Annotated in this window: 24 protein-coding genes; 15 read left to right on the top strand and 9 right to left on the bottom strand. The window is 57.4% G+C overall.

What is annotated here, in order from left to right:
- The first annotated feature begins 106 nt into the window (after positions 1 to 106).
- Entirely contained in the window at positions 107 to 421 is a 315-nt protein-coding gene (locus FHU12_RS07830) for a BON domain-containing protein (protein WP_016927515.1), read from the top strand.
- Positions 422 to 465: 44 nt separating this feature from the next.
- On the opposite strand, the gene ompW is transcribed toward FHU12_RS07830, so the two are convergent.
- Positions 466 to 1098 carry an outer membrane protein OmpW gene (ompW, locus tag FHU12_RS07825; RefSeq protein ID WP_019452715.1) on the bottom strand — a complete coding sequence of 211 codons (633 nt, stop codon included), beginning with the start codon at positions 1096 to 1098 and terminating at the stop codon, positions 466 to 468.
- 286 nt (positions 1099 to 1384) lie between these two features.
- Here ompW and FHU12_RS07820 point away from each other — a divergent pair, with 286 nt between their 5' ends.
- Positions 1385 to 1825, top strand: coding sequence for a YkgJ family cysteine cluster protein (locus FHU12_RS07820; RefSeq protein ID WP_141968481.1), 441 nt, complete (start codon positions 1385 to 1387; stop codon positions 1823 to 1825).
- Between the two features lie 34 nt (positions 1826 to 1859).
- Positions 1860 to 2612 carry a YciC family protein gene (locus FHU12_RS07815; RefSeq protein WP_141968479.1) on the top strand — a complete coding sequence of 251 codons (753 nt, stop codon included), beginning with the start codon at positions 1860 to 1862 and terminating at the stop codon, positions 2610 to 2612.
- A gap of 52 nt (positions 2613 to 2664) precedes the next feature.
- On the opposite strand, the gene FHU12_RS07810 is transcribed toward FHU12_RS07815, so the two are convergent.
- Positions 2665 to 4368 carry a SulP family inorganic anion transporter gene (locus FHU12_RS07810; protein ID WP_141968477.1) on the bottom strand — a complete coding sequence of 568 codons (1704 nt, stop codon included), beginning with the start codon at positions 4366 to 4368 and terminating at the stop codon, positions 2665 to 2667.
- Positions 4369 to 4590: 222 nt separating this feature from the next.
- Between FHU12_RS07810 and FHU12_RS07805 the strand changes: the two genes are divergently transcribed.
- Both FHU12_RS07805 and yciA read left to right on the top strand, forming a co-directional pair.
- The gene (locus FHU12_RS07805; protein WP_004932082.1) at positions 4591 to 5130 is read left to right on the top strand and encodes a septation protein A; all 540 of its coding nucleotides are present in this window, start codon (positions 4591 to 4593) and stop codon (positions 5128 to 5130) included.
- Positions 5131 to 5206: 76 nt separating this feature from the next.
- Positions 5207 to 5635: an acyl-CoA thioester hydrolase YciA gene (gene yciA, locus FHU12_RS07800; RefSeq protein ID WP_004932085.1), complete on the top strand. Its 429-nt coding sequence runs from the start codon at positions 5207 to 5209 to the stop codon at positions 5633 to 5635.
- A gap of 69 nt (positions 5636 to 5704) precedes the next feature.
- Here the strand turns inward: yciA and bioB are convergent, their stop codons facing one another.
- From bioB to FHU12_RS07785, 3 genes are all read right to left on the bottom strand, one after another.
- The gene (bioB, locus tag FHU12_RS07795) at positions 5705 to 6727 is read right to left on the bottom strand and encodes a biotin synthase BioB (protein WP_117286753.1); all 1023 of its coding nucleotides are present in this window, start codon (positions 6725 to 6727) and stop codon (positions 5705 to 5707) included.
- Between the two features lie 581 nt (positions 6728 to 7308).
- Positions 7309 to 8058 carry a TonB system transport protein TonB gene (gene tonB / locus FHU12_RS07790; protein WP_141968475.1) on the bottom strand — a complete coding sequence of 250 codons (750 nt, stop codon included), beginning with the start codon at positions 8056 to 8058 and terminating at the stop codon, positions 7309 to 7311.
- A gap of 236 nt (positions 8059 to 8294) precedes the next feature.
- Entirely contained in the window at positions 8295 to 8948 is a 654-nt protein-coding gene (locus FHU12_RS07785) for an epoxyqueuosine reductase QueH (protein WP_025303057.1), read from the bottom strand.
- A gap of 175 nt (positions 8949 to 9123) precedes the next feature.
- Here FHU12_RS07785 and FHU12_RS07780 point away from each other — a divergent pair, with 175 nt between their 5' ends.
- Positions 9124 to 9420, top strand: coding sequence for a YciI family protein (locus FHU12_RS07780; protein WP_141968473.1), 297 nt, complete (start codon positions 9124 to 9126; stop codon positions 9418 to 9420).
- A gap of 166 nt (positions 9421 to 9586) precedes the next feature.
- Complete coding sequence (locus FHU12_RS07775) at positions 9587 to 10537, top strand: amidohydrolase family protein (protein WP_141968471.1); 951 nt, start codon at positions 9587 to 9589, stop codon at positions 10535 to 10537.
- A gap of 49 nt (positions 10538 to 10586) precedes the next feature.
- Here the strand turns inward: FHU12_RS07775 and FHU12_RS07770 are convergent, their stop codons facing one another.
- Positions 10587 to 11588 (bottom strand): LacI family DNA-binding transcriptional regulator, encoded by a 1002-nt coding sequence (locus FHU12_RS07770; protein ID WP_141968469.1) that lies wholly within the window; start codon positions 11586 to 11588, stop codon positions 10587 to 10589.
- 70 nt (positions 11589 to 11658) lie between these two features.
- Positions 11659 to 12213: a D-lyxose/D-mannose family sugar isomerase gene (locus tag FHU12_RS07765; protein WP_141968467.1), complete on the bottom strand. Its 555-nt coding sequence runs from the start codon at positions 12211 to 12213 to the stop codon at positions 11659 to 11661.
- Between the two features lie 228 nt (positions 12214 to 12441).
- Here FHU12_RS07765 and FHU12_RS07760 point away from each other — a divergent pair, with 228 nt between their 5' ends.
- The 6 genes from FHU12_RS07760 (at position 12442) to FHU12_RS07735 (ending at position 19134) form a co-directional block, all read left to right on the top strand.
- Positions 12442 to 13476, top strand: coding sequence for an NAD(P)-dependent alcohol dehydrogenase (locus tag FHU12_RS07760; RefSeq protein ID WP_141968465.1), 1035 nt, complete (start codon positions 12442 to 12444; stop codon positions 13474 to 13476).
- Between the two features lie 4 nt (positions 13477 to 13480).
- Positions 13481 to 14998 carry a xylulokinase gene (xylB, locus tag FHU12_RS07755; protein ID WP_141968463.1) on the top strand — a complete coding sequence of 506 codons (1518 nt, stop codon included), beginning with the start codon at positions 13481 to 13483 and terminating at the stop codon, positions 14996 to 14998.
- Positions 14995 to 16500: a sugar ABC transporter ATP-binding protein gene (locus FHU12_RS07750; RefSeq protein ID WP_141968461.1), complete on the top strand. Its 1506-nt coding sequence runs from the start codon at positions 14995 to 14997 to the stop codon at positions 16498 to 16500. Before xylB ends, FHU12_RS07750 begins: the two co-directional genes overlap by 4 nt.
- A gap of 76 nt (positions 16501 to 16576) precedes the next feature.
- Positions 16577 to 17554 (top strand): ABC transporter permease, encoded by a 978-nt coding sequence (locus FHU12_RS07745; protein ID WP_373275456.1) that lies wholly within the window; start codon positions 16577 to 16579, stop codon positions 17552 to 17554.
- A 33-nt stretch (positions 17555 to 17587) separates the two neighbouring features.
- Positions 17588 to 18595 carry a substrate-binding domain-containing protein gene (locus tag FHU12_RS07740; protein WP_141968457.1) on the top strand — a complete coding sequence of 336 codons (1008 nt, stop codon included), beginning with the start codon at positions 17588 to 17590 and terminating at the stop codon, positions 18593 to 18595.
- A 275-nt stretch (positions 18596 to 18870) separates the two neighbouring features.
- Positions 18871 to 19134 carry a hypothetical protein gene (locus FHU12_RS07735; protein WP_019452732.1) on the top strand — a complete coding sequence of 88 codons (264 nt, stop codon included), beginning with the start codon at positions 18871 to 18873 and terminating at the stop codon, positions 19132 to 19134.
- Positions 19135 to 19181: 47 nt separating this feature from the next.
- On the opposite strand, the gene FHU12_RS07730 is transcribed toward FHU12_RS07735, so the two are convergent.
- Positions 19182 to 19733, bottom strand: coding sequence for a TetR/AcrR family transcriptional regulator (locus tag FHU12_RS07730; RefSeq protein WP_141968455.1), 552 nt, complete (start codon positions 19731 to 19733; stop codon positions 19182 to 19184).
- Between the two features lie 126 nt (positions 19734 to 19859).
- Here FHU12_RS07730 and smfY point away from each other — a divergent pair, with 126 nt between their 5' ends.
- Entirely contained in the window at positions 19860 to 21332 is a 1473-nt protein-coding gene (gene smfY, locus FHU12_RS07725; RefSeq protein WP_141968453.1) for a multidrug efflux MFS transporter SmfY, read from the top strand.
- Positions 21333 to 21532: 200 nt separating this feature from the next.
- Positions 21533 to 22024 (top strand): Dps family protein, encoded by a 492-nt coding sequence (locus FHU12_RS07720; protein ID WP_063990105.1) that lies wholly within the window; start codon positions 21533 to 21535, stop codon positions 22022 to 22024.
- A gap of 45 nt (positions 22025 to 22069) precedes the next feature.
- Here FHU12_RS07720 and FHU12_RS07715 read toward each other — a convergent pair whose 3' ends face one another.
- On the bottom strand, positions 22070 to 22246 hold the full coding sequence (locus tag FHU12_RS07715; protein ID WP_025159792.1) for a YciY family protein: 177 nt from the start codon (positions 22244 to 22246) through the stop codon (positions 22070 to 22072).
- Positions 22247 to 22256: the final 10 nt, after the last annotated feature.

The following is a 22256-nucleotide window of genomic DNA, read 5'->3' as shown; positions in this document are numbered from 1 at the left end:
ATGAACGTTGTTCGCTATGCATTTCTTCGTTTGATTTGGGGAATGCGCTCGCTATGGCGAAAAACCGTAGCGAATTTCAACCATAACATTGCATGGAGAGTAATTTATGAAGCTGTTTAAAACCCTTTCAGCCTTGTGCATGGCAGCCGTTGTGGCGGTCGCGGTGAGCGCTTGCGCGCCGACGGCAAAATCGGAGGGAACAGGCGGTTATATCGATGACACCGTGGTCACCACCAAAGTGAAATCGGCGTTGCTGGCGGATAAAAACATCAAGTCACGTGAGATCAGCGTGGAAACCTTTAAAGGGCGCGTACAGCTGAGCGGCTTCGTGACGTCCAGCGATGACGCCAACCGTGCGGTGCAGGTCACACGCGGCGTGGCCGGCGTGAAATCGGTTGAAAACGTGATGCAGGTTAAATAATACCGACACAGGGAGGCGCAACGCCTCCCTGCTTGCGGCCTTCATCAGAAGCGGTAACCTGCCCCGAACATGAACACCCACGGATCCAGACGCGTATCGAAGCTGTGGTGCCCGCCATTCGCATCGTTGAAGCGAGTTTTGGTTTCGATGTTCATCCACCACACCGACATGTTCAGCATCCAGTGCTCATCCAGGTTGTAATCCAGGCCGGCCTGCGCCGCCACGCCCCAGGAATCTTTCAGATCGAGATTGCTTAAACCGGCGCTTTTGCCGTAGTCGTTGAACTTCTCGTCGAAGAAGGTGGTGTAGTTAACGCCGACGCCCAGGTAAGGACGCAGCTTGTCCTGCTTGTCGCCGAAGTAGTATTGCGCCATCAGCGTAGGCGGCAATTGGTGAACGGTCGCCAGATCGGTGCCGCCCAAGGTGACCTTGTGGCGGAACGGTGTCGCGGCCAACAACTCAACGCCGATGTTGTCCGTCACCATGTAACCGAAGGTCAGACCGAGCTGGGTATTGTTTTTCGCATCCAGCGAACCCAGCCCCAATACGTTGTCCGAACCCGCATTTGGACGCACCGTCGCGGTGCCCGCGCGGAACAGGAAATCACCGGCCTGATGCGCACTTGCCAACATAGGCGCCATCATCGTCGCCAATACCACCAGAGTTGTCTTTTTCATTATCCATTCCATTTGTGTGGTTAATCGCTCGAGGGGGAATATACCTACTTTCGGGTATTTGTGATCCCATCGAGATCACATCTTATGTGTAAAAATTTAAAATCCCACTAAAAACAAGGTTACCTAACCGCCTAATAAATCAAGGATTGATCTGCATCAAAAAATCGATTTTGTTGCAAATTATCTACATGTTCAAATTTCGGTTGCGGAGAAAAATGCGGCTGAGGTAATTTCATTTTCCGTGTTGGTTTTGGTTGGTGCCGTAAGGAGTCGGTGAGCAATCAAGATGAGCGAAATCCTTAATCCCTGTGTCAACTGCGGCGCATGCTGCGGTTACTTTCGAGTGTCATTCTATTGGGCCGAAGCTGAAGACGGCGGCGGCACCGTTCCCCTTTCCTTAACGGAGCCTTTGAGCCCGTTCCTGCGCTGTATGCAGGGGACCAACAGCAAGTCCCCGCGCTGTAACGCGCTGGACGGCGAGATCGGCAAAGCCGTGTCCTGCTCTATCTACCTCAATCGGCCCAGCCCGTGCAGAGAGTTCGATCAGTCCGGTGAAAACGGCCTGCGCAACGAAGCCTGCGATCGCGCCCGGGAACGCTACGGCCTGCCGCCCCTGCCGGTGCCCTTGCCACTATCGCTGCCTGAAACGACGATCGTTGAAGAAATAGGCGTAGTGCAATTCGCGGGGTGCCACAGCGACGTGGAACAGGGTACAATCACCCACTGATTTATCTCTGTTTTCCCGACGCCAAGGAGTCTGCATGCCTATCACGGCCAACGCTTTGTACCGTGACAGTTTTAACTTTTTACGCAACCAACTGGCCAGCATCCTAATGTTGGCGCTGTTGACGGCGTTTATCTCCGTACTGCTGAATCAGGCCTTCAGCCCCGATGCCGAACAGTTGGCGACGCTCGCTGCCACCACCAGCGATTTCGCTTCGTCTACCGGCATGGGCATTCAGGAAGTGATCCAGCAGATGACGCCGGAACAGCAGATGGTGTTGCTGAAAGTGTCGGCAGCCGCGACCTTCTCCGCGCTGGTCGGCAACGTGCTGCTGGTCGGCGGGATGCTGACGCTGATCCGTCTGGTATCACAAGGCGAACGCACCAGCGCCCTGCGCGCGCTCGGCGCTTCGGCGCCCGATCTGCCGCGTCTGTTGCTGCTGCTGTTTATCTGCACCCTACTGATCCAGCTCGGCCTGACGCTGTTTGTGGTGCCGGGCGTGGCGATGGCAATCGCCTTCGCGCTGGCGCCGGTGATCGCCTCCGTCGATAAAAAAGGCGTGTTCGCGTCGCTCAAGTTGAGCAGCAAATTGGCCTTCGCCAATGCGCGCGTAATTGTGCCGGCGATGATGCTGTGGCTGGCGGCCAAGCTGCTGGTGCTGTTTTTGGTGAGCCATCTGTCGGTGCTGACGCCGAACGTCGCCAGCGTGGTACTGACCGCGTTGAGCAACCTGGTGTCTGCCCTGCTGCTGATCTATCTGTTCCGTCTGTACATGCTGCTGCGCGGCTAACGTCGACGCAACCAAAACCCAAGGGGCACGCTTCGGCGCGCCCCTTTTTTGTTTACCCCGCCGTGGCGGCTTCCGCCTGCTCCTTACTCTGAATCAGTTTCAGGGCCAGATACAGGTCCGGCACCAAAATCAGCTCTTTGTCGCGCCCTAAGCGGTTGATGCGGAACCAACGCGTCAGCTCGGTGCTGCGCCCCGCCAGCACCAGCCTTACGTTACGCTGTAACAGGTCGCGTTTCAGTTCGTCGATGGCCGCCAGCACGCTGATATCGGCGTGGGTGAAACTGGCCACCGCATCCACCACCACCCAGCGTGGCTGGAACGGCGTGCCGTCGACCAAATTGAGGATACGGCGTTTGAAATAGGCCACGTTGAAATAGGTCAGCGGCGAATTGAAGCGATACATCATGACGCCAGGCACCGCCTTCACCCCATTGTTGTTGCCCATGGAGTGGATCATGCCTTCATCGTTGACGCCCAGCAGTTGTTCCGTCGGCCGAAAGACGGTACGCAGAAACTGCATCAGCCCCAGCAACACCGCCAGCCCGATGCCGCTGATCACCCCCACCAGCAGCACGCTGAGGAAGGTAAACAGCGCCAGGCGAAACGCCTGCGCGTTGCGACGGCGCAAGATCCAGATGCCGCGGATATCCAGCAACGACCAGGCGGCATACATCAGCACCACGCCCAATCCGGCCACCGGAATAAACTGCAGTGGTGCCATCAGGAACAGCAAGACGAAGGCGATGACTGCAGCGGCGATGATCGACACCAGCTGACTCTTGCCGCCGTTGGCGTCATTCACCGCGGTGCGCGAGTCCGCACCGCTGATGGCGAAACCTTGCGACAGCGCGGAGACGATATTCACCAGCCCCAGCGCACGAAACTCGGCGTCAGCGTTCACCTCATAGCCGTTCTTGGCGGCGAAGCTGCGGGCGGTGAGCATCATGCTGACAAAGCTCACCACCGCCAGGTTGAGCGCCGGGATCACCATGTCGCGCAGCAAACCAGGTTGGAAGTCCGGCCATTGGACGATCGGCAACACGCCGCTGAAACCGCCCACCGTCACCACGCCATGCTGCTGCAGGCCGCCCGCCCAGGTGACGAACGCCGCCAGCACGATGGCAAACAGCGGGGCCGGCCAGTTAGGCCGCCATTTTTTAAATCCGAGCAGCGTCACCAGCGTCAACAACGACACCGCCATCGTCAGCCAGTCGCTGTGCAGCAGGTTACCGGGCAGCGCGTAGATGCGTTCGATCAGCTGTGCCGGGCGCACCGTGAACCCCAACACCTTGCCGATCTGATCGACAATAATGGTGATCGCCACCCCGTTCAGCAGCCCGCTGAGGATCGGTCGCGACAGCAGATCCGCCAGCGCCCCCAGCTTGAACCGGCTGGCCAGCAGACACCAACCGCCCATCATGGCGGTCATCATGATGGTCAGCTGCCAATGGCGTTCCATATTGCCCGCTGCCAGCGGCGTCACCACGGCGGCGATCACCGCGCAGGTGGCAGCGTCGGGCCCAACGATCAGCTGGCGCGACGAGCCGAACAGTGCGTAGGCCATCATCGGCAAGATACAGGAATAGAGCCCCACCACCGGGCTAACCCCGGCCAGTTCGGCGTAGGCGATGGCCACCGGTAGGGCGACGGCGGCGACGGAAAGGCCGGCGCGAATATCCGGCTTGAGCCAACTGCGTTGATAGCCCAATAAATGCGTCAAACCAGGCGTCAGGGCCTGGAGAGATTTCCACTGCATGCTTGTTTTCCGCGGTAAATTATCTGGTTATGATGACACTTACTATGCGACCTGCGGCCCGCGCTGGCAATGTGCCGGCGCTTTCTTGCGTAAGTTTATGCAAATTCCTGCTTTCGCGGCAGAAATCCGCCGGCTAAACGCCGATAATCGGCAACGCCCGGCGGTACACAGAGCTCACCGAATCCGGTATAGTCGGCCGATGAACAGATGATGGATTGATTTATGAAGCAGTTTCTTGATTTCCTCCCGCTAATTGTCTTTTTCGCTTTTTATAAGCTGTACGACATCTACGTCGCCTCCGGCGCGTTGATCGTCGCCACCGCACTGGCGCTGGTGTTCACCTGGGTGAAATACCGCAAGGTCGAGAAGATGACGTTGATCACCTTCTTGATGGTGCTGGTATTCGGCACCCTGACGCTGGTATTCCATAATGATTTGTTTATCAAATGGAAGGTCACGGTGATTTACGCGCTGTTCGCGCTGGCGCTGCTGATCAGCCAATGGGTGCTCAAAAAACCGCTGGTTCAGCGCATGCTGGGCAAAGAGCTGACGTTGCCGGACAAAGTGTGGAGTAACCTCAACCTGGCCTGGGCGGTCTTCTTCCTGGCCTGCGGCCTGGCGAACATCTATGTCGCCTTCTGGCTGCCGCAAAGCGTCTGGGTCAATTTCAAAGTCTTTGGCCTGACGGTACTGACGCTGGTCTTCACCCTCCTCAGCGGTATCTATATTTACCGGCACATGCCGGAAGAACAGAAAAAATAGTTACAAAATTGTTAATGCCTGCGGCGCTTGCCGCGGGCAGTATGATGTTATTCCCTCCTTTTAAAAGCAGACTGCTATGACACAACAACGACCTTTACCCAGCGGCGAGCTGGTGCTGCGCACGCTGGCGATGCCGGCTGATACCAATGCTAACGGTGATATCTTCGGCGGCTGGCTGATGTCGCAAATGGATATCGGCGGCGCCATCCAGGCCAAAGAGATCGCCGAAGGGCGCGTGGTGACGGTACGCGTAGACGGCATGACCTTCCTGAAACCGGTGGCGGTAGGCGACGTGGTTTGCTGCTATGCGCACTGTATCCGCACCGGGCGCAGCTCGATCACCATTAATATCGAAGTGTGGGTAAAGAAAGTTTCTTCCGCCCCGATCGGCCAGCGTTACCGGGCGACCGAAGCGGTGTTCACCTATGTGGCGGTCGATGCGGAAGGCAACTCGCGCGCGCTGCCTGAGGGCAAAATGAATTTCCGCGTCGGTTTCGAAGAATAAGATGATTGAAGCCAACAGCATACTGCTGTTGGCTTGCCGCTTTATCCGTGGGCATATTTAAATGCCGCATCAAATAACCTGATAATAGTTCTCATCATCCATAGTCATTACGTCTTTCAGCAATGAAGCGCCCTCTTCCTCGTCTGTCAGTGATTGGCGCACTTTTTGTGTTTTCAGACCCAACTTCCGTATCAATTTCATATCCTGATCCTCATCGGGATTCGTTGCCGTTAACAATTTGCATCCATAGAAAATTGAATTGGCCCCCGCCATAAAACACATGGCCTGCATTTGCTCATTCATTTTCTCGCGCCCTGCCGCGATGCGCACATAGGAGGTCGGCATCATGATTCTGGCAACGGCAATGACGCGGATATAGTCAAAGGCATCCACCGGCTCACTGTCTTCCAGGGGGGTGCCCGCCACCTTGACCAGCATGTTAATGGGCACACTTTCCGGCGCTTTAGAAAGGTTTGCCAATTGCAAAAGCAGACCAATCCGGTCTAGGTTACTTTCACCTAGACCCAATATTCCACCGGAGCAGACCTTGATGCCAGCCGCCCTGACTTTATCGATCGTCGTTAATCTATCCTGATAAGTGCGGGTTGTGATGATGCTGCCATAATATTCGGGAGAGGTATCCAGATTGTGGCTATAGTAGTCTAAGCCAACGTTAGCCAATCGCTCGACCTGAGAATCAGTCAGTTTTCCCAGCGTCATGCAGGTTTCCAACCCCAACGCCTTAACCCCTCTGACCATCTCCTCCAAATAAGGCATATCGCGTTCGTGCGGATTACTCCAGGCCGCTCCCATGCAAAATCTCGAGGAGCCAGCCTCTTTCGCTGTACGGGCTGACTGTAAGACTTTTTCTACCTGCAACAACTTTTCTGCCCGCAATCCTGTTTTATACCTTGCGCTTTGCGAACAATATTTGCAGTCCTCTGGGCACCCTCCTGTTTTAACAGACAGCAAAGTGCTCATTTGTATTTCCAGCGGATCAAAATGTTGACGATGCACCTTTTGCGCATCATAGAGCAAATCCAACAAAGGCTTATTAAACAGCACTTTCACTTTATCAATCGTCCAGCTCATATTTTCATCCTGATGTTATTCGCAGTGACAGCCTCGTCAGACAGCCCCCGTTCTGTCACACAGGTTTACGGAGACTTCACTGACCTGAGTGGCTGTTTGAGACCGCACCTTCCCTCGCTCACCGACGAACAATGCAGTGGTCGTCGGCTTAGCGGGCGTAGTGACAAATCTCGCTCCGCATTCAAGCAAATCACCCCTCACTTGTAAACCCGAATCACATATCACATGTTTACCATTGATTATTTTTTACACCAATTTGACGCATAGTCACGACAGGAATAAATTTAAAACCTGCGTATCCATGTCAAAAAAACTCATAACCTGATGAAAATGAATGTTTTTCAACAGGCATGTAAAAGTATTGCTATGAGAACGGTGAAGTTTGCCGGCAGATTGCGAATATTTATGAGGATAAATTTGGCATTGCGGTAGGAAAAAGAGGACGTTCACGTAAAACAATCAACGTGAATTATCAGGTCTGGATAGCTTCCTCGCCCAGGCATCGGGCGAGGAAGTCAAGGGCGGTAGTCAGATGAAGCGAAAAACGATCAGCACGCTTGATATCTGTCGCCTGGTCTACCTCAGTTCAATTCGGTCGTGCCGTTCAGCTTGAAGCGGATAGTGACGGTGCGATCTTTCGCTTCTTTGGCTTCATAACGCCATTTACGCATCGCCTGCTTCACTTCACGCTCAAACATGTTGCGCGGTTCGGCCGACAAGATACGCACGTTGCTGACGCGCCCGTCGCTGTCGATATCGAACTGTACCCGCACGTTGCCTTCGATCTGCAAAGCCTGAGCCCGCGGCGGATAGAGCGGATTTGCGCGGCTGATCGGCCTTGGCCCGACCTCGCGCGAATTGCCCTGCACCGGCGCGGCAGGCGCCTGTTTCACCGGCGCTTTGTCGATCGGCTTGGCCGGCGAGTCGTTGTCGAACGGCGACGGTTCGCGCGGCTCGACTTTTTTCGGCTCCGGTTTAACCTGTTTTTCGACCTTTGGCTTCGGCTTAGGTTTCGGTTTCGGTTTCGGCTTGACCGGCTCCGGCTTCACGATCGCCTTCGGCGGCGGCTCCACAATAGGTTCCGGTTCTGGCTCCGGCTCAGGTTCGACCTGCGGCGGCTCCGGCTCGGCCGGCGCCGGCGGTGGCGGTTCGGCCATCGCGGCGGTATTGACCATCATGACGCTGATCGGCGCGTCCTCTGGCTTCGGCAGCTCCACCACTTCTTTTACCGAAGCGTAAAGCAATCCCGCCACCAGGGCGCTGTGCAGGCCTACGGACAAGACGAAAGGCACGGATATACGGCGATTAAGGAACATCTTTTTTAGTGGCATAGTGATTCTGTTTCCTCTGGTTCGCCAAGTTTAAATGCAAATAGCAATCATATTCAATAACGAAAGGCAAACTATCGCTTTAATCGCCAGTATGCGCGGCTAAAACCAGCAAACTCATAAGGATATTAACCTGGCCGTTGCTTTTTTATCGCCGGAACAACACGCTTCATTAACGTTTGGCCGGGCGTCAAAAAATAAAAAACCCGCCGGAGCGGGTTGATTGCGGTGATTAAGCGTTATTCTTCATCGCCATAGTAAAGCACGCCCAGTTTAATCAGCGGCCGCCCTTGCGCCTTGCGGTGCAGGTTGGTGTCGCGCAGCGAATAGACGCAGCCGCAGTATTCCTGCTGATAGAAGCGTTCGCGCTTGCTGATCTCTATCATGCGCGACGAACCGCCCTTCTTGCGCCAGTTGTAATCCCAGTACACCAAATCGGGATATTTTTCCGCCGCCCGAATGCCGCAGTCGGTGATCTGCTGCATATTCTTCCAGCGCGAAATGCCCAGCGAGCTGGAGATGGTGTCGTAACCGTGCTCATGCGCATACAGCGCCGTGCGCTCGAAACGCATGTCAAAACACATGGTGCAACGAATACCGCGCTCCGGCTCATTCTCCATCCCCTTGGCGCGGGCGAACCAGTTGTCGGTGTCGTAATCGGCATCAATGATCGGCACCCCGTGCTGCTCGGCGAAACGGATGTTCTCTTCCTTGCGCAGCAGATACTCTTTTTGCGGGTGAATGTTGGGGTTATAGAAGAAAATGGCGTACTCGATCCCGGAGGCCTGGATCGCTTCCATCACCTCGCCGGAACAGGGCGCGCAGCACGAATGCAGCAGCAGTTTGCTTTTGCCCGCAGGCAAATCGAGTTTTTCCCTTACCAGTTCCGTCATATCCTCACCTCAATGGCATATCAGTTTAAGCGCGCCGCACTATACGAATAAAAAGTAGCGGCTTCAAGGCATAAGCGCCAATCCGTCGGGAAATTCGCCGCGCACCGTTCCCCTGCCGCGCCTTTTGCGCTACCTTGGTAACACCATTTTATAGCCATGATTTTAAAGGTGAAACATGCTTTATCTGATCTACGCGCAAGACGTCCCCAACTCGTTGGAAAACCGTCTGGCGGTGCGCCCGGCACACCTGGCGCGCCTGCAGGCGCTGCGTGACGCCGGTCGCCTGGTGGTCGCCGGCCCTAACCCGGCCATCGACAGCAACGATCCCGGCGCCGCCGGCTTTACCGGTTCGACGGTGATCGCCGAATTCGAGTCGCTGGCGCAAGCTCAGGCCTGGGCGCAGCAGGATCCTTATATCGCCGCCGGCGTCTACGCCGAGGTGACGGTGAAACCGTTCAAACAGGTGTTCTGACTTGCTGCACGTTGCCTGATCGGGAGCGGCGCGCCGCTCCCGGATCAATGCGTGCTCTCACCCTAACCCGTCGGTAGAAAAAATGCTCTCTCGCCAGGGGACGTCACGCCGCCTGCCTATACTCTCCTGAACCCGCGGCATCGCCGCGAACTCTGGAGATCGACCGATGCGACTCGACGTACACGCTCACCTGTGGAGCACGGAATATCTGGATCTTTTGCAAGCGCATGGCGTACACGACGTTGCCGCCTATCGGCACCTGGGCGCCGGCCGCACCGAACTCGAACTCGACGCGCGTTTCGCCCTGCTGGACAACGCTGGCATCGACATGCAAATCCTGTCTGCGACGCCGCTGTCGCCGCATCTGGAAGACGAACAGGCCGCCGTAGAGGCCGCGCGCCGGATCAATGATGAATATGCGGAGCTGGTAGCGCGTTATCCCACCCGTTTTCGGGCTATCGCTTCCTTGCCGCTGCCGCATATCGACGCTGCGTTACGCGAGCTTGAAAGGGCCTTTACCCAGCTCAATATGCTGGGCGCCTGCATCACCACCTCGGTGCTCGGGCTGTCTATCGCCAACCCGCTGTTCGAGCCGCTCTATCAGGAACTCAATCGCCGCCGCAGCGTGCTGGCCATTCATCCCGCCGGCCGCGGCGCGCACTCGCCGCTCATCGCCGATTACGCCTTGACCTGGTCGATCGGCGCGCCGATCGAAGACACAGTCGCCGCCATGCACTTTATCCTCAACGGCATCCCCCAACGCTTTCCTGAGATGAAAATCATTGTGCCGCACCTGGGCGGCCTGCTGCCGATGACGCTGGAACGCCTTGACCAAACCGTCGCGTGGGAGGCGCCGAACACGCCGGAACCGCCAAGCCCCGCCGCCCTGCGCATGTGGTACGACACGGTAGGCCACGATCAGGTGCCCGCGCTGCAAGCGGCAGCAGCGACGTTCGGCACCGAGCGGTTGCTGTTCGGCACGGATTTCCCATTCCAGCCAGGCGAGCTTTTTCAAACCACGGTGGACTACATCCGGCGCGCGGGATTACCCGAAGAAGAGGTGAACGCCATTTTGGATCGCAATGCGGCAACGCTGTTTGGACTGGGCGCAAACTAACGCCCGGAGCGAGTGAGCCAAAGCCTCCCCATAAAGGTTGCACCTGCCGTTATATAACGAGTTTTCCCCGTACCACCACTTTGCCCGGTTTGATCTCGGGGTCGGCAATACGACGGATCGCCAGATTCAAGGCTTGCCAGGCGATCTCTTGCAAATCATGCGACACGCAGGGGAAATGAAAACCGTAGATCTCGGCATGCGAAACCTCATCGATGCTGAACAGCGACACGTCCTGCATCAACGGCAGCCGATGCTCGATGCAGGCCTTGATAATACCCAGGGAGATCTGGTTATTGCAGCCAACGAAAAAGTCCGGCGCGCGGTGATTGGCCAGCCAACGGCTCGTCTCTTGCCAGGCGACGTCCATAAAGAAATCGGCATACAACACTTCAAACGACGCCACTTTCCCTTGCAACGCCGCCTGCAGCCCTGTGACCCTGTCCCGTGCCACGTTGGAGTTTTCCGGTCCGGACACCACTACCACCCGCTGCGCTTTCTGTTCCAAAAGCCAGCGCCCCGCCTGGAGGCCGCAGTCCAGGTTATCGATATACACTCCGCTGCAGTGGCGATTGTCCAGTTCCCGGTCGATCAGCACCACCGGAATATTCAATGTTTCCAACCGTTTTAGGTAGGAAGGCTGGTACAGATGATCGTTGGAAATGACCGAGAGAATAATCGCATCGACGTTGTAGCCAATCAGTTTGTCGATGATTCTGTCTTCGCTTTCCTGAGACTCATAGGAGTCGAACACCAGGGTGTCGTATCCCATTTTTTGCGCTTCAAGCGTCATCAGGCGTGTCAGGCCGCCAAAGAACGGGTTGGCCATATCCGGGTTGACGATGCCGATGGTTCTGCTGCTTTTCGCCCGCAGGTTGCGCGCCGCGGCATTGACCACATAACCGAGTTCGGCAGCCGTCTCCCGAATGCGGCGCAGCGTTTCCGGATGAACCTTGTCCGGCTGAGAAAATGCCCGCGAAGCGGTGATTTTACTGACGTTTGCCTGTGCGGCCACGCTAGCCAGCGTCGCTTTCCGTCCTCGACCCACTGCCAAATGCAGCTCCTTAGCTTAAAGTATCATTTTGTACCATTAGCAACATCATGACAGAACTTTCATTGTGGCGCTAATGGTTTACGCCTGCCAGGCGGTTAATCCGGGGATCGGTAAAGATATCCAGCTCGTCACGGCTCTCGGAAGAAAACTCGGACACCACTACGCCCCGCTTTCCAGCCTGAAACCAGTGCCGGGTATTGGGTGCGATGGTGTACTGTTCGCCTGGCCGCAAGAGAATATAGCGATTGCAGGTATACCAAGGCTCTGCGCCCTCTGGCACCCGGCATACCGGTTCGCCGCCGGCATCATTAAGCGTCAGGTTTTCATCATCGACAAACAGAAACACCTCACCCCAACGGCAGCGGAACGTCTCTTGCTTGCCGGGCGTGCCGGCGAAAGGAGGATGCAAATGCTCTGGGCAGGTTTGCCCCGGAAACAGCACCAACTCTTTTGCACAATACCGAGGTGAGTTGATATAGGTCAGCAGCTGCAGCCCTGAGACGGGATAGTCAGCCAAGCCAAACATCGCAATTTCAATACGTTGTTGTTCTTCTTCAGTCAGAACAATGCCCGCCTGGCGCAAATATTCCAGCGTAGCGGCTATGGCACGTTGTTGTTTGTTCATCATTTCCCCTGCAAAGTAACAGTATCGATATCATCATGCTGATATTAAAACCGTCATTGCATCGCCTATTTTGTGATCTCCATCCCTATATTGAATAACAACCCACCAGCAAAATTAACTCCCGTCGAGTAATTCCAACATCGATCACAGTTTAACCACCCGCTTTGGCCCACTATCGCCGCATTGAAATGATACCGTTACCATAAAAATGATTCACCAGGAGGCAATATGAAAGCATTAGTGTTGGCCAAAGCGGGGGAAATCGCTATCGAGGACGTCCAGCTTGCCGAAACGCTGGGGCCCGATGATGTGCAGATAAAAATTCATTCCGTGGGCATCTGCGGCAGTGATGTGCACTATTACCAACATGGTCGCATTGGCCCGTTCGTGGTTAACGCCCCGATGGTACTCGGCCATGAAGCCTCCGGCGTGGTGCTCGCGACAGGCAAAAACGTCACCCACCTCAGCGTCGGCGATCGCGTTTGCATGGAGCCCGGCATTCCCGATCTCAACTCGGCCCAGACGCGCGCCGGTATTTACAATCTGGACCCGGCCGTTCGCTTCTGGGCGACGCCGCCGGTGCACGGCTGCCTGCGCGAAACCGTCATCCACCCTGCCGCCTTCACATTCAAATTGCCGGACAACGTCAGTTTCGCTGAAGGCGCCATGGTTGAACCCTTAGCCATCGGCATGCAAGCGGCCACCAAAGCCGGGATCAAACCTGGCGATATCGCCCTGGTGATCGGCGCTGGGCCGATCGGCGTGGTCACCGCCCTCGCGGCGCTGGCGGGCGGCTGCTCAGACGTCATTATTTGCGACCTGTTTGACGAAAAACTCGCCGTAGCGGCCAGTTATGAAGGGCTGCACGCCGTCAATATCAAAACCGGCGACCTGCCGGGGAAAGTGGCCGCGCTCACCAGCGGCAATGGCGCCGATGTCGTGTTCGAATGCAGCGGCGCCAAACCGGCTATCGCAACGCTGGCTGAACATGCGGCGCCAGGGGCGACCGCGGTGCTGGTCGGCATGCCGATCGATGCCGCGCCGCTGGATATCGTCGCCGCACAGGCGAAGGAAATTACCTTCAAAACCATTTTCCGCTACGCCAACATGTACCCGCGCACGCTGCGGCTGTTGAGCAGCGGCAAATTGCGCGTCCAGCCGTTGATAAGCCAAACCTACAAGTTCTCCGACAGCGTGGCCGCCTTCGAGCGCGCGGCGGCGGGACATGCCTCGGACATCAAAATCATGCTGGAAATGGAGTAATCCTATGGCGCTCTATGCTGGCATAGACTGTGGTACGCAAGGCACGAAAGTCGTGATTGTCGACAGCACACAGGGCGTGATTCTCGGTGAGGGCAACGCCCCTCACCGTCTCATCAGCCAAGCCAATGGCCGGCGCGAACAAGAGGCCGACTGGTGGATTGAGGCGCTGGTCATCGCTTTTCGCCAAGCCGTGACTAACGCCGGTATTGATGCCGGGGAAATTAACGCTCTGGGGGTCTCGGGCCAACAACATGGATTTGTACCGCTGGACGCAGACGGCAACGTGCTGCACAGCGTCAAGCTGTGGTGCGATACCGAAACCGCAGAGGAAAACGAACGGCTCCTGCAACGGCTCGGCGGGGCCAACGGCTCGCTGGAAACGCTCGGCCTGCGGATTGCCACCGGCTATACCGCGTCAAAAATCCTTTGGTTCAAGACGCACCATCCGGCGTTGTGGGCAAAACTGCACACCGTATTGTTGCCCCATGACTACTTGAACTTTTGGCTGACCGGGGAGCGCGTAGCGGAATATGGCGACGCTTCCGGCACCGGGTTGTTCGATGTGCGCACCCGTCGCTGGAGCAAAACCGCCGTCGATCTCATCGACGACAGCGGCCGCCTGTGGCATGCCCTGCCGCCGCTCAAAAGCGCGGAGTGCTGCATCGGCACGGTGCGCCCCGCCGCGGCGGAGAAGCTCGGCCTCGGCCCAACGGTGCGGGTATCGACCGGCGGCGGCGACAACATGATGGCGGCCATCGGTTCCGGCAACATCGAGGCCGGCACCCTTACCCTGAGTCTGGGCACCTCCGGCACGCTATTCGCCTGGTCTGCCACCCCCGTCGCGGCGGAGTCGGACATGATTGCCGGCTTCTGCTCCAGCACCAACGGGTGGCTGCCATTGATTTGCACCATGAATGTCACCTCGGCCACCACTGCGGTACAAACGCTGCTGGACGAAGACCTTGCCGGCTTTAACGCTTTGTTGGCGCAGGCCGCGCCCGGCGCAGGCGGTGTCGAGATGCTGCCGTTCTTCAATGGCGAACGCGTTCCGCCGCTGCCCCACGCACGCGCCAGCCTGCATAACCTCGATAGCGACAATTTTACCCGCGCCAATCTCTGCCTGGCGGTGGTCGAAAGCGCCACCTATGGGTTGCGCTATGGCATCGAGCTGTTTCGCCGTCAGGGCATCGAAGCGCGCGAGATCCGCCTCACCGGCGGTGGCGCCCGCAGCGCCGCCTGGCGACAAATCGTCGCGGACGTGATGGGGTGCCCGGTGGTCTGTCTGAAAGCCAAAGAGACCGCCGCGCTGGGCGGCGCCATTCAGGCGATGTGGGCGACGGAGTTGGCCGACGATCCGCAGCGGAACGCCAACGCGTTGCTGGCCGAACTGTGCCAACGTTTCGTTGCGCTGGATGAAGCCACGCGCACACGGCCACATGCCGGCAGACAGGCGCAATACGAGACGCTTTATCAACGGTACCTGCAACGCTTGCAGCAGACCTACCCGGAGGTACAACTGTGACGCGAGATCCCCAGACTCAAGCGCCCGCCTACCTGCTGGAGGTCAGCGGCGTCAGGAAAGCCTTTGGCCCGGTCGTGGCGCTCAAGAATGCGGAGTTTTGCCTGCGGCGCGGCTCCATCCATGCCCTGTGCGGCGGCAACGGCGCGGGTAAATCCACCTTTCTCAGCATTCTGATGGGTTTTATTCAACCCGATGGCGGCGACATTTTTATCAATGGCCAACGCTGTGAATTTCATCATCCCCGGGAGGCCCTCAACGCCGGCATCGCCATCGTGCAGCAGGAACTGAGCGCTATCCCGGATCTGACGGTGGCCGAAAACATTTGGCTGGGCCGCGAGCCGAGACGCCTGGGGTTCGTCGACTTCGCAACGCTCAACCAGCGCACGACCCGCCTGCTTAAAGAACTTGATTTCAAGATCGACGCCCGAGAAAAAATGCGCAACCTCAGCGTCGCCGAGCAGCAACTGGTCGAGATCGCCAAGGCGCTGTCCCATGCCAATGCCGACATCATCATCATGGATGAACCCACCTCGGCGATTGGCGAAGAGGATGCGCAAAAAATCTTTCAGACGCTTCAGCAGCTGGCGGCGAAAGGTAAAGGCATTATCTACGTCTCCCACCGCTTGTCAGAGATATTCCAAATCGCGGACAGCTACACCATTTTCCGCGACGGCGCCTATATCCATGAAGGCTATATCGCTGACATTACCCGTGAGCAGCTGATCGAACACATTATTGGCGGCGAGTACGACAGCGAGTTCGCCAAATTCAATCAGCCCGGCGAAAAGGTCTTGCTGGAGGTCAACAACCTGTGTTGGCGCAGCAAGATCAAAGATATCAGCCTGCGGCTGAAGCACGGTGAGATCCTGGGCATCTATGGGCTGGTGGGATCGGGCCGCAGCGAGTTTCTCGATCTTATCTTCGGCGTTCAGCATGCCGACAGCGGCACGATCCGCGTGGGTGACAAGACGCTGAACCGCCATTCTCCGCGCAAGGCCATCGACAGCGGCATTGCCTACGTGACGGAAGATCGCAAGGAAACCGGCCTGGTGCTGTGCCGCTCCGTCAGTGAAAACATCAATATCGCCTCTTTTGCCGCCATCAGCCGGATGGGGTTTGTCAGCGAGAAACGGGAGCAGGCGCGAACCCGCGACATGATCCAGCGCTTCAACGTAAAAACCCACGATGGCGAACAGCCGGTGGGCAACCTGAGCGGCGGCAACCAGCAAAAAGTCGTGCTGGGCCGCTGGGCGCTGCTGGACCCGGAGGTTTTGCTGCTCGACGAACCGACGCGCGGTATCGACGTCGGCGCCAAGAAAGAGATCTATCGATTTATGTCGGAGTTCGCCTTGCAAAACAAAGGGATCATCATGGTTTCCTCCGAGCTTTCGGAAATTATCGGCATGAGCGATCGCATATTGGTGTTTCGCGACGGGCAGTTGGCCGGCGAGCTTTCGGCAGCCGAGGCGACCCAGGCAGCACTGATGAAACTTGCGGTTTAACAGAGAGAGAAAAAAAATGAGCAGCGCCCACTCCTTATCACCAGGAATTTCATTTTTCACCCGCAATAAGCGCCGTATGCACAAGTACGGCATTATCATCGCCTTTTTCGCACTGTGCCTGATCGTGGCGCTGATTGGCGAATACCAGGTCGCTCAGGGCGCCTGGAGCAGCAATTATTTTCTCAGCAATGAAAACACCCTGATCGTCCTGCGCCAGGTCTCGATCAACGGCATTCTGGCGATCGGCATGACCTTTGTCATCATTACGGCCGGCGTCGATCTCTCCGTGGGCTCGGTGCTGGCGTTAAGCGGGATCGTTGCCGCTCGCTTCGCCACCAACAACAGCGGATTGGCTATCGGCGACACCGCGACCGCCGTCATGGCGCCGCTGATTGTGGCGCTGGGCATCGGCATCGTTTGCGGCCTGGTGAACGGCACCGTGTTAGCCCGTTATCGGCTGCAGCCGTTTATCGTCACCATGGGCATGCTCTCCGCGGCGCGCGGTTTAACCATGTTGACCACCAACGGCAATCCGGTATCGCAATTGAACAGCGATTTCCGCTGGTTAGGCAATGGCTATGTCGGCGGCGTTCCGGTGCCCGTTATCATCTTCATCGTGCTGTTCGCCCTCGCCTGGCTTGTGCTGAATAAAACCCTCTTCGGGCGCTACATCTACGCCGTCGGCGGCAACCCGAAAAGCGCGCGCACCTCGGGGATCAACGTCATCCGCATCAAAATTCTGGTTTATACGCTGTGCGGCGCGCTGGCCGGCATCGCCGGCCTGATCCTCACGGCGCGCACCGGCTCGGCGCAGACCAACGCCGGCGCAGGGTATGAGCTGGACGCCATCGCGGCGGTGGTGATCGGCGGCACCAGCATGGCCGGCGGTGTCGGTACGCTGGTCGGCACCTTCTTCGGCGTACTGATTATCGGGGTGATGAATAACGGCCTCGATCTGCTCGGCGTGCAATCGTATTACCAACAAATTATCAAAGGCGCATTGATCGTTCTTGCCGTCTTGCTCGACCCCTCGCGTAAGCAACAGCGCGATTAATAACATCAGACCCAACTCTACCAGGAGAAAACCATGAATAAGACCAAGATAGCGTTGTTTGCCTCTGCCATGATGTTCGGTAGCCTGTCGGCTGCTCAGGCCGCCCCGGTTAAAATTGCGGTATTGATGTACGGCAACAAAGCCGAGTTTGTGCAATTGATGGAAAGGTTCGGGAAGGAACACCCGGCGGTGAAAAGCGGCGAAGCCGTGCTGACCTTCTACGATGGGCGTTATGATGCATCGGTGCAAAACGATCAGGCCGCCACCGCTATCCAGACGCGCGCCGATGCCATTATCGTCAACCCGATGGATTTTGAAGCCAATATCGATATCGTCACTAATGCCAACGAAGCCAAAATCCCGGTGGTGGTCACCAACGCGCGCCTGAACACGGACGCGATGACGTCTGAAGTGGTGTCTAATGACGAGTTGGGCGGGTATCTGGAAGCCAAAGCCGTCCTGAACAAACTCGACTGCAAGAACCAAAAGGTGAACGTGGTGATTATCGAAGGCCCGAAAGGCGGCAGCGGCGAGATCCAGCGCGGCAAGGGCAACGATAAAGCGATTGCCGAGTGCGGTGTCGGCCAGGTCACCGTACTTGAACGCAAAACGGCCAACTGGTCACGCGCGGAAGCGCAGCCGTTGATGGAAAACTGGCTGCAGAAACACCGGGGTAAAATCAACGGCGTGATCGGCCAAAACGACGAGATGGCGCTGGGCGCTATCGAAGCGATCAAAGGCGCCGGCCTGAATGTGAAGGACTTCGCGATTGCCGGCGTTGACGGCGTTTCCGACGCGATTCATGCGGTGCAGGCCGGTGAAATGGTCTCTATTCTGCAAGATGCCAAAGGCCAGATGCAGGGCTCCATCGACGTCGCGCTGCGTGCTGTGAAAGGTGAAAGCTATCAACCTCAGTCGGATATTTGGAAGCAGTACGCCAAGGATCTGAAATGGGAGGGTGGCACGCAGAAGCATTACTACATTCCGTGGACCGTCGTTACCGCAGAGAACGCCCAAGCGCTGTTGGATGCCCGCAAATAATCCCCCCGGCCCCCTGGCTCCAGGGGGCCCTGCTATGGCACTTGTCTGCAAAAAAAAGCCAGCACGGAGTGGCTGGCTTAAAGGTTCTTCGAGGGAATATCTTGTTCGATAAACATACGCCTTTCGCCGCCCCCTTGACTAACTATCAGTGTGATAGGCGCCACCGTCTGAGACTATTTTTTGCCGCTGCATGGTAAACCGCCGCCGCTGACCTACACTTGAGCCGTAGTCAAGATGCAGTTACGGGTCGTTTTTATCTTCCAAAAGGAATAATTATGAAGGCAACTAAATATCTCTTGGCACTGCTGGCGTTCACCTCATTCTCTTCCCTGGCGGCAATTGAAATCACTCGGGAAGAGGCGGCGAAACATACCGAGATCGGTCCGGTGACCATTTCACAAGACGGCGACGACACCGTGGGGATCGACCATGCGCGTCTGTCGAAAGCGGTAGATGAAAAAGGCGGTAAGTATTACGTCATTATCGGTCGCGAGGGGAAAACCACCTTCGAAACCATCAATGCGATAGCCTATAAATAATCAGGCTTAGCCCGCGGCAGGCTGCTCCCTGCCGCTTGTCCCTGCGCTTACTTGTCGCCGCCCGTCAATATCAATGCCTGCATATCGGCGAACATCGTTTCCCATTCCGCCTGGTCGATATCCATTAAACCAAAGTAACGCAGCATAAAGGCGCCTTCGGTGGCGAGAAACGCCAGGCGCGCGCGCTTGCCTTCTTCGGTGGTCAAATCCAAACCGGCGATGCGGCTGCGATACCATTCGCGCGTGCTCGCCAGATGCTCCGGCGTTTGAATCAGCGTCGCCATCAGCCCGGCGGCCTTGGCGCTGGCGGTCTGATCCGAACTCTGGGTGGCCAACATATGCGCCCGCACGGCAGTCTGCGGCGAAGGATCGTCGCCGGCGATCGCCGTGAACAGCGTCTCATAGGCACTGCCCCAGCGATCGAACATGGCATCGATCAGGGCGTCTTTGCTGCCGAAACAATACTGCACCCCGCCCTTGGAGATCCCCATCGCTTTGGCGACGGCGTCGATGGTCAAGCCGGCGGCGCCCTGGGTGGCGACGATCTCTTCGGCGATGTCCAAAACCTTGTCGCGATCGATGCTGCGTTGACGTCCCATTTAGAAACCCTTCTTTTCAATACGAACGTATGGATATATATTATCATCAGTATACCACCCGGCATCGCCGGTGGGTTACCCGAATGGCGGCGCCTCCGCGCCGCCCACGTTAACTGGATATGAATTATGTACGCCAAGAACCGCTGGTTGATCCTGACGATGGTCGCCAGCGCCCTTTTCCTGATCGTTATCGATATGACGGTGTTATATACCGCCCTGCCGCGCTTAACCCAGGCGCTGAACGCCAGTGCCTCGCAAAAACTCTGGATCGTCAACGCTTACCCGTTGGTGGTGGCCGGCCTGTTGCCCGGCGCCGGCATGCTGAGCGATCGCATCGGCCATAAACGGTTGTTTCTCGCCGGACTGCCGGTGTTTGCCGTCGCGTCGCTGTGCGCCGCTTTCTCGCCCACCGCCGAATGGCTGATCGCCGCGCGGGTGTTCCTCGCCGTTGGCGCGGCAATGATGATGCCCGCCACGCTGTCCATCGTGCGCCACGTCTTTACCGACGAACGTGAACGCGCGCTGGCGATCGGCATCTGGGCCTCGGTGGCCTCCGGCGGTGCGGCCATCGGCCCGGTGGTCGGCGGCCTGCTGCTGGAGTATTTCTGGTGGGGTTCGGTGTTCCTGATCAATGTGCCGGTCGTGTTGCTGGTCTGGCCGCTGGCGTCGAAACTGATCCCTCGCTGCGGCGGCGATAACCCGCGCCCTTCGGACATCGTCGGTTCGGTGCAGATCATGATTGGCCTGGTCGGCGCTATCTATGCGCTGAAGGAGCTGAGCAAGCCGACGCCTGATGCGATCGCCCTGCTCGTGGCGGCCACGATCGGCGTATTGTTCCTCGTGCTGTTCGTGCGTCGTCAGCAGCGCAGTGCTCACCCGATGATCGATTTCTCCCTGTTCCGCAATCGGCTGTTCGCGGGCGGCATCGGCGTGGCCCTGCTGTCGATGGTGGCGCTGATCGGCGTCGAGCTGGTGCTCAGCCAACGCTTGCAGCTGGTGCTCGGCCTCAGCCCGCTGCAGGCGGCGCTGTTTATTTTGCCGATCCCGCTGGCCTCAGCGCTGGCGGGGCCGATGGCCGGTTTGCTGCTGCCGCGCTACGGCGAACGCAGCATCATCCTCGGCGGTTTCGCCCTGACCACCTTTGGCATCGCCGGCCTCGCCCTGTGGTATCAAAGCAGTATGGGGCTGCAGCTGGTGAGCCTGGCGTTGGTGGGCTTTGGCCTCGGCGGCGTGATCACCGCCGCGTCCACCGCCATCATGCTGAACGCGCCAGAGGAGAAATCCGGCATGGCGGCCTCTATCGAAGACGTCTCCTACGAACTGGGTGGCGTGCTGGGCGTGACGCTGCTCGGCGGGCTGATGACGGCGGTCTATAGCCACAGCCTGGCACTGCCAGCGGAGCTGCCGGTCAGCGATTTGGCCTACGACAGCATCGACGAAGCCCTGCGGCTGGCGGCCGGGATGGCGGCCGACCGCGCGCAGCAGCTGACGCAGCTGGCGCGTTTGGCCTTTGAGCGCGCGTTTATTACGGTGCTGATCGCCGCCGCGCTGTTAATGGCGCTGGGCGCCGGCGCGGTGAAACTGGCGCTGCGCAAGTAACCGATAAAAGCGGCTTTTTTCGCCTGCGGATCCTGCGTAAACTGATTCGGCAATTTGCTCGACGGATTTATCGTCATCGGTTTGAGCGATGGCAATAATGCCTGTTATCGTGTTTAACCCTGCGATAAATCCGGTTACTGTAACAGCTATGGAAATTGATTCTGTCTACTATCGGAACAAATAATCAGGAGAAGATTATTATGGCAACGGCAAAGAAAGCAGCGAAAACCCATATCGGCCTCGACAGTAAACAATCGGCAAAACTCGCCGAAGCGCTGAATGCGCTGTTGGCGAACTATCAGGTGCTGTATATGAACGTGCGCGGCTATCACTGGAATATTACCGGCCCGCAGTTCTTTGAACTGCACGCGAAATTCGAAGAGACATATAACGATCTGCTGACCAAGGTGGATGAGCTGGCGGAACGTATTTTGACGCTGGGTTCTCAGCCGCGTCACGCTTTCAGCGACTATCTGAAAACCGCCGACATCAAGGAACACACCAACGTGACCGATGATAAAGGCACGCTGCGCGGCCTGTTGGAAGGGTATTCAGTCTTGCTGCAACAGCAGCGTGAGCTGCTGGCGGTGGCGGCAGACGCCGGTGACGAAGGCACCGCGTCGCTGATGAGCGATTACATCAAAGAACAGGAAAAACAGGTCTGGATGCTCAACGCCTATCTGGGCAAATAACCCTGGCGCCATAACAAAACAGTCCCTCACGGGACTGTTTTCGTTTTACCACTCGCAGGATACCGCAAACAGCAGCGCGCGCCGATGCTGATCGTCCAGGCGACGCCGCACCCGGATAATATGGCGATTGCTGCACGACTGGCGTTCCAGCCAGCGATGCCGGCGGCGTTGGCTCTGCCGCAACATGCGCCAGCGGCCCACTTCATTTCTACTGCGTCTCATAATTCCGTCA

This window comes from Serratia marcescens, from assembly GCF_006715005.1.
Classification (GTDB): domain Bacteria; phylum Pseudomonadota; class Gammaproteobacteria; order Enterobacterales; family Enterobacteriaceae; genus Serratia; species Serratia montpellierensis.
Note: the sequence above shows the minus strand (reverse complement) of the source record. Positions and strands in the feature narration are given on the sequence as shown.

Bases quoted from the DNA above. Each gene is read 5' to 3' on its own strand.
- FHU12_RS07830 (WP_016927515.1), top strand. From the start codon at position 107: ATGAAGCTGTTTAAAACCCTTTCAGCCTTGTGCATGGCAGCCGTTGTG.
- ompW (WP_019452715.1), bottom strand. From the start codon at position 1,098: ATGAAAAAGACAACTCTGGTGGTATTGGCGACGATGATGGCGCCTATG.
- FHU12_RS07820 (WP_141968481.1), top strand. From the start codon at position 1,385: ATGAGCGAAATCCTTAATCCCTGTGTCAACTGCGGCGCATGCTGCGGT.
- FHU12_RS07815 (WP_141968479.1), top strand. From the start codon at position 1,860: ATGCCTATCACGGCCAACGCTTTGTACCGTGACAGTTTTAACTTTTTA.
- FHU12_RS07810 (WP_141968477.1), bottom strand. From the start codon at position 4,368: ATGCAGTGGAAATCTCTCCAGGCCCTGACGCCTGGTTTGACGCATTTA.
- FHU12_RS07805 (WP_004932082.1), top strand. From the start codon at position 4,591: ATGAAGCAGTTTCTTGATTTCCTCCCGCTAATTGTCTTTTTCGCTTTT.
- yciA (WP_004932085.1), top strand. From the start codon at position 5,207: ATGACACAACAACGACCTTTACCCAGCGGCGAGCTGGTGCTGCGCACG.
- bioB (WP_117286753.1), bottom strand. From the start codon at position 6,727: ATGAGCTGGACGATTGATAAAGTGAAAGTGCTGTTTAATAAGCCTTTG.
- tonB (WP_141968475.1), bottom strand. From the start codon at position 8,058: ATGCCACTAAAAAAGATGTTCCTTAATCGCCGTATATCCGTGCCTTTC.
- FHU12_RS07785 (WP_025303057.1), bottom strand. From the start codon at position 8,948: ATGACGGAACTGGTAAGGGAAAAACTCGATTTGCCTGCGGGCAAAAGC.
- FHU12_RS07780 (WP_141968473.1), top strand. From the start codon at position 9,124: ATGCTTTATCTGATCTACGCGCAAGACGTCCCCAACTCGTTGGAAAAC.
- FHU12_RS07775 (WP_141968471.1), top strand. From the start codon at position 9,587: ATGCGACTCGACGTACACGCTCACCTGTGGAGCACGGAATATCTGGAT.
- FHU12_RS07765 (WP_141968467.1), bottom strand. From the start codon at position 12,213: ATGAACAAACAACAACGTGCCATAGCCGCTACGCTGGAATATTTGCGC.
- FHU12_RS07760 (WP_141968465.1), top strand. From the start codon at position 12,442: ATGAAAGCATTAGTGTTGGCCAAAGCGGGGGAAATCGCTATCGAGGAC.
- xylB (WP_141968463.1), top strand. From the start codon at position 13,481: ATGGCGCTCTATGCTGGCATAGACTGTGGTACGCAAGGCACGAAAGTC.
- FHU12_RS07745 (WP_373275456.1), top strand. From the start codon at position 16,577: ATGCACAAGTACGGCATTATCATCGCCTTTTTCGCACTGTGCCTGATC.
- FHU12_RS07740 (WP_141968457.1), top strand. From the start codon at position 17,588: ATGAATAAGACCAAGATAGCGTTGTTTGCCTCTGCCATGATGTTCGGT.
- FHU12_RS07735 (WP_019452732.1), top strand. From the start codon at position 18,871: ATGAAGGCAACTAAATATCTCTTGGCACTGCTGGCGTTCACCTCATTC.
- FHU12_RS07730 (WP_141968455.1), bottom strand. From the start codon at position 19,733: ATGGGACGTCAACGCAGCATCGATCGCGACAAGGTTTTGGACATCGCC.
- smfY (WP_141968453.1), top strand. From the start codon at position 19,860: ATGTACGCCAAGAACCGCTGGTTGATCCTGACGATGGTCGCCAGCGCC.
- FHU12_RS07720 (WP_063990105.1), top strand. From the start codon at position 21,533: ATGGCAACGGCAAAGAAAGCAGCGAAAACCCATATCGGCCTCGACAGT.
- FHU12_RS07715 (WP_025159792.1), bottom strand. From the start codon at position 22,246: ATGAGACGCAGTAGAAATGAAGTGGGCCGCTGGCGCATGTTGCGGCAG.